The organism is Breznakia blatticola, assembly GCF_004365815.1.
Lineage (GTDB): Bacteria > Bacillota_I > Bacilli_A > Erysipelotrichales > Erysipelotrichaceae > Breznakia > Breznakia blatticola.
In genome coordinates, this window is the sequence record NZ_SODD01000065.1 from 1 (window position 1) to 8,909 (window position 8,909).

Genomic DNA, 8,909 nt, shown 5'->3' on the forward strand with positions numbered 1-8,909 from the left:
ATTTGACTAGCTTTTAGTCATACTTTTGCAATTGCTGGTTCATTTGTTTTGACTAGATTTTTCAATTTCCTTTGCATTTGTCATGCTATTCTACAGTATTATCAACCATAGAACCGATATCATTTCCAGTAGCTTTATTTTTGAATGTAAAGTATTGTTTGTTACCACCACTAAGTGCTCCATTGAAGTCTACTTTGTAACTTCCTGCTGCTAAATCTTCAAATGCAAATGATCCATCTGCTTCTGTATTAACAGTTACAGTTGAACTTCCATCCATTTTAGTTAATGTTAACGCAACATTACTCATCATTTCGTCAGAATTATTGTAAATACCATCAAGGTCTTTATCTAGGAATAATTGTCCTTCAATGGAACCAATTTGTAGGATTGCTCCAACTCGTGTTCCATTAATCCAACTTGCACTTCCAGCTTTAAAGTATGTGTAAGGCATAAAGTCATTTACTGCACCAAGTTTGGCAGCTCCTGCTCCAGTTACACTATTTGAATCTTCAGCAACTTCATAATCAAATGTCAATGTTGCTTTTTCATATGGATCCATTCCACCATCTAACACAACTTTAATCATTTGTGTATTTGCGGTTGGTGTTGTTGACCATGTAATACCAGAAGTTGACGAATCACTTCCATCTGCTTTAATTTTAACTGTATCTAGAGTTGCATCATCACTATAATAAACTTTATATTTTGATTTCTTAGCTTCATTTACAGTGTCTTGATCTGTAACCTCAATATCTGCAGTACCTGTAACCTTCATGTCCCAAGTAAATGCATTATCTTGAAATTCTGTCCCAACATTTCTTCCAGTTTTTGGTACTGGTAAGTATGTAACAAAGCTGTCAACACTAGTATCACGGTTGTTCATAACTTCAACAGTATATTCACCTGCTGCACTTGGAGTAAATCCAACAGCAGAATCTGCATTTCCGTCATATGGTAGTTGACGTGATCCTCCAGTTGGAACTAAATATGTATCAATAAGTAATGACTTTTTATCATTGATGTTTAACACTGTATTTTGTTGTACCGAGAAAATAGAGTCAACAGTCGCATCTCCATTATTAACAATATCATTCACATCTAAGCTAGATTTATAGTCAGTACCTCTATACTTAGTGTTTGCCGCGGTCCACCAGCAATTATCTTTCCAATTGTAGCTTCCTGATGCAAGCAAACTTGCAGTGACATCACATGTTATTTCAATTTCACCATAATATTTACCATCAACATATCCACCTAAATACGTCTTTGTATCAATTTTAATGTATGTTTCTCCATTTTTCTCATATGGCTCTGAAACATTTATATTTACATTTTCACCATTTTGAGTTGCTTTAAAGTTACTATACGTTATATGTTTAGGGACTCTCAATATCATTGAAGGGTCTTTAGTTAAGGAAACGTACGATTCATTTGTTTCCCAAGTTAATCGCAAATTATGATTTATTGCAAATGAGAGTTTTCCAGTTTCTCCAGCATTAAGCGTTAGAGTTTCTGCTGTAGGATCATTTATTTGCTGAGAAATTATATTCGATTCATAGTTTACAGTTCCTGTGAATTCACTCACTGTTTCAGTGGCAGCCACTTTGTTTTCATCTAATGCGTAAGTACGAAGCTTAATTGTTCCCGTTGAAGAACTTTCATCTAGGCTTCCAATAACTTTATATTTATTACTGTGGTAGCCATTTAAAGGCACAATGCCAGTATTGTATCCCGCTTTAAATGTACCGATATTCACAGTAACTTTTTCGAAATACTCATTAGTATCAAGACCTTCTGTCTCTCTATTTACTCCATATTGGACTACACCGTCATTTGTGTCAACTTTATATAAGCTTGTTTCGACAATTCTATTTTTTGTTGTTGTATAAGTTACTACCGCTCCTGGATTTGAACCCGTTGGAAAAGTAATAGTATCTGCTAAATAATCCTCAATTGAGATATCTAACCATTGATTTTTTATTTCTTTAATCGTCGTTCCATAAAGGTAGTATACAAGGTTTACCGACTTTTGGTTTTCAGCAATTTTTTTATACTCTACCGTATGTGCTCGTATTCCTAGTTTATCTTTAATTGCACTTTCATCAATCACATTGATTTTTAATCCAGTTGGTGCTAATCCGTTCATTATTGTTCCATCATAATATGTAAACTTCATGTCTGCTTTTTTTGATGCAACATACGTTCCTGCTGTCAATTCATCTGTTTTTAGTCGAATTTGAATTATTCCAGTATCTCTGCCAGGGCTACAATTTTTGATTTTTACGATTGCATATCCTTCAGTATCATCATAACTAACAAGTTCTCCTTGAGCTACTGAATCAAATTTTGCCCCAATTGGATAGTAAATTTTATACTCCGCTTCTAATAGATATGGGTTATGCGGATTACCAAGTCCCATAAACATCGGTGCAGTTAATAATGGAGTTGTGTCTCCTAACTTAGCTGTCGTATGTGCAACGGTTTGATTAAAATATGCACTCCCAGTTTTTGTATGCTTAACATTAACACTTGTTGATACACTTCCTAGAGACACTCCGTTTGCTTCAGCATCAACAACGATTGCATTAGCAAAGTTATCTTTATTTCCGTATGCTAAATATTCATCAGGTGTAACTTTTAAGCGTAGTTCATAACTTTCAACATCACCTTTAATTTTGTAACTTAACTTACCAGAATAACTATCATAGTATGCACTTTTTGTAGGTAACTTCGCTACTGATTCTGTTAATACATCGTTAGGAGAAGGCATTGGTGTTTGCGTGATATCATTTTCGTTTTTGTTAAGTACAGGGTATGCAGCATATCTCATACCTTGAGGTAAGGTAATATTAAGATATCTTTCTGCCACTCCTGCTTGTTTTAAATCAACAGTAACAACTACATCGTATGCTTGTCCGGCTTTCCAACCATTTAACTCTACATATTCAGGAATCTCAACAGTAACTTTGTCACTTGTTACTGGTGCAAGTGTTGGTAATACACTATTGAATGGTGCAAATACTGAAGTTGCTTCATTTGTTGTAGTAACTTCAGGTTCTTTCACATCCTGAATACTTTCAGTTTCCACGTTAAAGACATATTCTTTTTCTTCTGTCTCTTGCGTGTCTGGATTGTCGATTAAGTATTTTACCGTGAATTCATACACACCGTTGTTTTCCGCCACGTATTCGTATGTGTTTTCATCCGTTTTGCGTTCTGTTGCATCAGGATACACAATACTGATTACATTAACATCAGCGTGAATTGCATCAACTGTAAAATTGACGTATTCCTTATTCTCCTGTTCATTATATTCTTGTGTAAGGCTTACACTTACATCATCATTCGCTAACGCATCATCTTTTGCGAGAACGTCGGAGGAGAATACTCCCACCGATGTCACACACAAGACAAAGGCTAGTAATGACTTTAAAATTCTTTGAAAATTCTTATTCATTTTCTATCCCTCCCGTGGTTGCTGAAAAACCATACTGATATGGTCTTTGCATTTATATAGTAACAATGCCTATTTTTCAATACAAACACGTTTAAATATAGATTATTAAGATTATGTCATTCCGATTTTTCGTCTTTAAAAAGCAAAAGAAAAGGACATAAATGACATCCTTTTATCATTTATATCCATTATTTTTCATAAAGTATTTGTTGGCTAGCGTGCAATTGTTTTTGCAAATAAAAGCTTACAACTAATATCAAGATTATAGGTAATATACTCATTCCAACTGCAATACTGGTAATTGACCAACGATTGCTTTGATGTTCTTCTGATAGATAAATCGCTAATGTTTCAAAGGACATTTTACTAACTTGTCCCTCGTATACATTTGCTTGTATCGATGTATTTTTCTTGGTAGAAAATGTAACTACATAAGCAACTTGTGATTCATTTGATTTTTTAACCATTACTTTTGTAATTGGTACTGACTTTCCATCAATTAAACTCCATGCACGTACATTCGCCTTATTGATCAGTTCTTTATTTGAAAGATTTTGTATTGTATTTGGTTGTATACGTATATCACTTGCATCTATTCCTTCTTGATTTTTTTCATTAATCTTTGATTTAGGAAATGTGATAGTTGTTTTAATGTATCGAGTGACTTCATTTCCAGGCTCACCTACTTGTACTTTGATAAAGTATGTACCTGGTTTTTTTATTGATTCAGGATCTGTACTTTCTACATCCTCCTCATTTGCTAATACAGGAACCATGAAACTAAGTAATATGAAACAAATAGTTATCAACTTACCAAATTTCATTTGGCATCATGTCTAGGTAATAAAATTGTAATCATTACCTTTTCTCCTTCTATTGATAGTTCATATGTTCCACTTAATAAGTTTGTTAGATCCTTGATAAGAAAGAGTCCATTTCCACTGCTATACACGTGTTCTTTTCCACTATCTACTTCAACAGCATTAAATAGTTGTTCACTACTTTTCATTCTCTTAATATTCTCTTGCGAACTTATATTTTCAAAGACGAGTTTTAATTGTGTATCCTTTTGTTCCATATATATAGATAATTCTGATTTTGCGGATGCATATTTCATCATATTGGACATCAAGTTATGAATTAGTAATTGCACAGTAGATTTATTGAAGTTACCAACTAGTTTCTCAGGTACAGATACATTTAGTGAGAACTGTTTACTTTCTAACGTTTTTGAAAACAATTTAATTGCATCCACTACAACTGCGACAAAATCAACATCTGTAGTTTCTGCTTTAACATTATAGAAGTTACCCTTCATAATCGCTAATACTTCATTTACATTTTTCATGAGTTTCTCACTTAGTTCGATATTCATTTTTGCGATTTGTTTCGTAGTTAGTTGTTCATTAGACATACTATATTCATTCTCCAAGATCAATTGATGTACTGGAGTTTTCAAATCATGAATAAACGATCGCGAAACAATTATTGTATTATTGAGTCGTTCTCGTTCCAATTGTAATTGCTGTTCTAAAATCGTATGTTTTCGTGATACGGCATGTATATTATTTTCCAACTTTTTCGCAAAAGCTTCTAACTCACGATTGACATTATCTTCGCTTGAACCAAGATTCTCAAAATCATAAGTTTCTAACTTAGAAACTGAATCGCGAACTCGTTTTAATGGAAGCAGTAAGTTTCTACCTAATACAAATATGCCAATTGTAATAAATACAAATGCTCCTACAAGTATCATTGATTGATTCACTAGATACGATTCTAAATTCTCGTTTCCCTTCATCTGATATAAGCCATACCAGAAGATTATGTTCTCATCATCTTTTTCATAAAATCCTTCAGCTTCTTCAAGTAATGCATCTTTATTTAAATATCCCATATATGAGGATGCATTCATAGGTAAACTTTTATATAAAACTTCATTTTGTTCGTTGCGTACAACAAGTTCCATTGGATATTTCTTGATGACTTTTTCTGCTTGTTTTGTATAATCACTTGGATTTTGTTCGAATAATGCTTCTAATGCTTTTTCAGCATCTTGAATATAGACAAGTTCATTTTCTCTATATACTTCCTCTAAATTAAGGAAATTATAGATAAACATTCCCATACACATGACATACCCAACAATAAGTACACCCGTTACTATTTTTAATGTATGTTTATTATTCATTCCATTTGTATCCAAATCCACGGATTGTTACTAGCGTGAATATATGTAACTTATCGCGTAGATTTTTTATATGCACATCAACTACACGAGGTTCTACATCATTACTATCCATCATCCAGACTTTTTCAATGATTTCTTCTCTTGATAATACATTCCCCTTATTTTCAAGAAACAATGCAAGCAACTCATATTCTTTACGAGTCAAATTTACACATTCATGGTCCTTATATACTTGATGTGTCTTTTGATTCAATTCAATTTGATTCGCTTTTGAATAAAGAATATGATTTTCTTCAATTGGTTGTTTTCGTTCTAATACCAAACGAATGTATGTGAGAATTACTTGGATCCCCTTTTCTTTGACCATGTACAAATCAATCTGGTTGTTAATGGAATCTACTTCACTTTCATCATCTGGTTTTCCAGTTAATATTATAGTTTTTACATTTGGTTGAATACTTTTCGCGGCTTTTGTAAATCGTACACCATTCATATTTGGCATAACTAAATCTGATATAACTAAATCGTACGTATCTTTTGCTAATTGTTCAATTCCATCGATTGGATTCTCACATGTGTCTACATGATATCCATGTTCAGTTAACAGCTTTGTAAGGAATTGACCATACGAACGATCATCTTCGACAAGTAATATATGTTCCATAATCACCATCCTTTCTTTTGTACTTTATTTCATTTTATTGATTGTTTGTTACACGTTCATAAATTTCATCCCATGTCATTCTTGTTTGAAAACGATAAAAACGAGGTGTTGATGCATATGCCAATTGCACATGTGAAATTTGTACACTATTTCCTTCAAATCCTCCATGCACTGCTTGATTCGCCCCAACATAAATTGCAACATGAGCACTTCCAAAACCTGCATCATCATAATAAACTAAATCACCTGGTTTAATTTGACTCTCACTTAAAGATGTAGCCAATTCGGGAAAATGTCGCGCATCAATTACATCAAGCAATTGATGATTTCCTGTAATTATACCTGCATCTACTAGTGCATATGTAACAAGTTGTTCACTTGTTAGTTGTTCTCCTTGTTTAGCTAATGCTGCATTTGCAACTGCATTTTTTGTAGTTGTAATTGGAGCTTCAATAAATTCATTTCCCAAACGTTTGTCTACTTCATAATATCCATCGTCTGGAGCAATACTAGCTAACCCTTGTTTTTCAGTAGCCAGTTGCATTGCTAAGTCACCCATTTTAGATCCTGTTGCTCCTGCTGCAAGTTCTTGTTCTTGAATTAGCTCATCCTCACCAACTACTTCGATATTGTATGAAACTACTGTTGTTAAATAGCTATGGTCAATTGCCATAACATTTACTTCATAAGTACCTAATCGACTTGTATCTACATTGGAATATAACATTGCATATCCATATGTGTCTCTTTGAGATTTATAAGCTTGTACATCTTGATTTGAAACATATACATTTTTATGTTCTTGTAAATATTTTTTTGCCATTTCACTTCTTGTACGTTCAAATGTCTCTTGATCAACAATCATCACTTTGTGCATAGTTCCATCAATTTCATCTGAGATTGTGTGTAGGTTTCCTTCCACCATAAAATCTTGATTCAAATGAATCTTCTTTGTCGTAGTTGCTTCTTGCAACAATTCAATTTTTGGGTTTGTTGTATCGCTCACAATTACAGATTTTTCGTATTTCGTATCTGCTTCTTCCCACTTTACAACATACGTTCCTGGTAGTTTCGTATCTACATCTATAGATAACACATTTGCATCATTTGGAATATCTAAGTGTTCTTTTGCATCAAAAAAACTCCCATATTCTATTTCGCAAATATCTTCGCGATCTTTTAGATTCACATAAAAAATTGTGCATACCAGTCCAACGAGTATGCTCCCCATTACAATTGTTGTTTTCTTCATGAATTTCCCTCATATAGTATTGTATTTCGTCCAACTTTCTAAAAGTATTTTTCACTACTTCACGATACAAACTTTAAACAGATACAATGTAAGGTTTTCTTTCTATTTCCCTTGCTCTTTTGTCATATGTATTCACACAGTAACATATCACCCTTTTTGTGTGTATTTGTACGTATGTATCAGTTGGTGTATTACCAACATTATACATAAAATTTTAACTCTATTACTTTTAATTTCTATTTTATGTAATCTACCCCTCCAGATAAACCACATAACCCTTTTGTCAAATTCTCTACTTACGCTGAAGTGTTTTCCTTTCTCTCTTGCTCTTTTTAAAAAATAAACCACTAAAACAAAGGAAAAATATAAATAATTCCTTTGTTACTTTTTACTATTTAATGAATGATAAGATTCAGTTGATGTGTTTCAATCTTTGCCAAAATATTGCATGTATTGCAATGTAAATACTGTGTTTATTGCTTATTCTTATCTTTCAATGCTTCTCTCATTAAGTTATTCATCCCATTTATATCCATAACCACGTATAGATGTAATACAGAATATATTAAGTTTTGATCGTAATCGTTTAATATGTCCATCAATTACTCTAAGCTCAATATCCTCTATATCGATTGTCCAAATCTTTTCTGCAATCTCTTCTCTACTCAATGCGATTCCTTTGTTTTCTAAAAACATAACTAATAATTCATATTCTTTTCTTGTTACTTCTACGACTTCACCATCTTTAGTAACTTGTCTTTTCTTTGTGTCTACAACGATATTTTCTCTTTGTGATTCTAACTCATTTCCATCTTCTGATTTAAGCATAATTTCCTTACGAAGCAATTCTTCAATATATTTTGTGGTAACATCAATACTTTTATTTTTACTAAAATAGTGATCCACATTTGCTTCAATTGCTTTGATTTCAGTTTCTTCATCTGGATTTGCAGTCAGAATCATACTTTTTAATGTTGGATGTATCCCTCTTAAAATAGAAATCATTTGAATTCCATTCATTCCTTCCATCATTTGTTCAGATACCACGAGATCATAATGTACGTTTACAAAATTTGCTACTGCCTCTACTGGATCTTTTATGTTTTTTACGTCGTAACCTTTTTTCTCTATTGCTTCTTTTAACTTTGTTGAATAGCTTTCATCTTCTTCAACTATTAAAATTTTATACATTTTTCCTCCTCACACTTCACACCAATTAAAAAATGACACAATCAACACGATTCAATCTTAACTGTTAAACATCAAATAGATATGACTAGAAAAACAAAGAAAAAGTCATTTTATTATTTCCATTGAGATAATCTTGGAAACTATAAATTGACTT

At 32.6% G+C, this 8,909-nt stretch carries 6 protein-coding genes; all 6 read right to left on the reverse strand.

Annotated features, from left to right (window positions below; all coding sequences use genetic code 11):
• Positions 1–85: 85 nt before the first annotated feature.
• Positions 86–3,457 (reverse strand): SdrD B-like domain-containing protein, encoded by a 3,372-nt coding sequence (locus tag EDD63_RS11015; protein ID WP_134171366.1) that lies wholly within the window; start codon positions 3,455–3,457, stop codon positions 86–88.
• A 188-nt stretch (positions 3,458–3,645) separates the two neighbouring features.
• Positions 3,646–4,281 carry a hypothetical protein gene (locus tag EDD63_RS11020; protein WP_134171367.1) on the reverse strand — a complete coding sequence of 212 codons (636 nt, stop codon included), beginning with the start codon at positions 4,279–4,281 and terminating at the stop codon, positions 3,646–3,648.
• A complete protein-coding gene (locus EDD63_RS11025) occupies positions 4,278–5,648 on the reverse strand; it encodes a histidine kinase (RefSeq protein ID WP_134171368.1) in 1,371 nt (456 codons plus the stop codon). Before EDD63_RS11025 ends, EDD63_RS11020 begins: the two co-directional genes overlap by 4 nt.
• Complete coding sequence (locus EDD63_RS11030; protein WP_166667636.1) at positions 5,641–6,312, reverse strand: response regulator transcription factor; 672 nt, start codon at positions 6,310–6,312, stop codon at positions 5,641–5,643. Before EDD63_RS11030 ends, EDD63_RS11025 begins: the two co-directional genes overlap by 8 nt.
• Before the next feature lie 34 nt (positions 6,313–6,346).
• Positions 6,347–7,564, reverse strand: coding sequence for an NlpC/P60 family protein (locus EDD63_RS11035; protein WP_243833774.1), 1,218 nt, complete (start codon positions 7,562–7,564; stop codon positions 6,347–6,349).
• 513 nt (positions 7,565–8,077) lie between these two features.
• On the reverse strand, positions 8,078–8,755 hold the full coding sequence (locus EDD63_RS11040) for a response regulator transcription factor (protein ID WP_134171370.1): 678 nt from the start codon (positions 8,753–8,755) through the stop codon (positions 8,078–8,080).
• Positions 8,756–8,909 lie beyond the last annotated feature (154 nt).

Bases quoted from the DNA above. Each gene is read 5' to 3' on its own strand.
- EDD63_RS11040 (WP_134171370.1), bottom strand. From the start codon at position 8,755: ATGTATAAAATTTTAATAGTTGAAGAAGATGAAAGCTATTCAACAAAG.
- EDD63_RS11025 (WP_134171368.1), bottom strand. From the start codon at position 5,648: ATGAATAATAAACATACATTAAAAATAGTAACGGGTGTACTTATTGTT.
- EDD63_RS11035 (WP_243833774.1), bottom strand. From the start codon at position 7,564: ATGAAGAAAACAACAATTGTAATGGGGAGCATACTCGTTGGACTGGTA.
- EDD63_RS11015 (WP_134171366.1), bottom strand. From the start codon at position 3,457: ATGAATAAGAATTTTCAAAGAATTTTAAAGTCATTACTAGCCTTTGTC.
- EDD63_RS11020 (WP_134171367.1), bottom strand. From the start codon at position 4,281: ATGAAATTTGGTAAGTTGATAACTATTTGTTTCATATTACTTAGTTTC.
- EDD63_RS11030 (WP_166667636.1), bottom strand. From the start codon at position 6,312: ATGGAACATATATTACTTGTCGAAGATGATCGTTCGTATGGTCAATTC.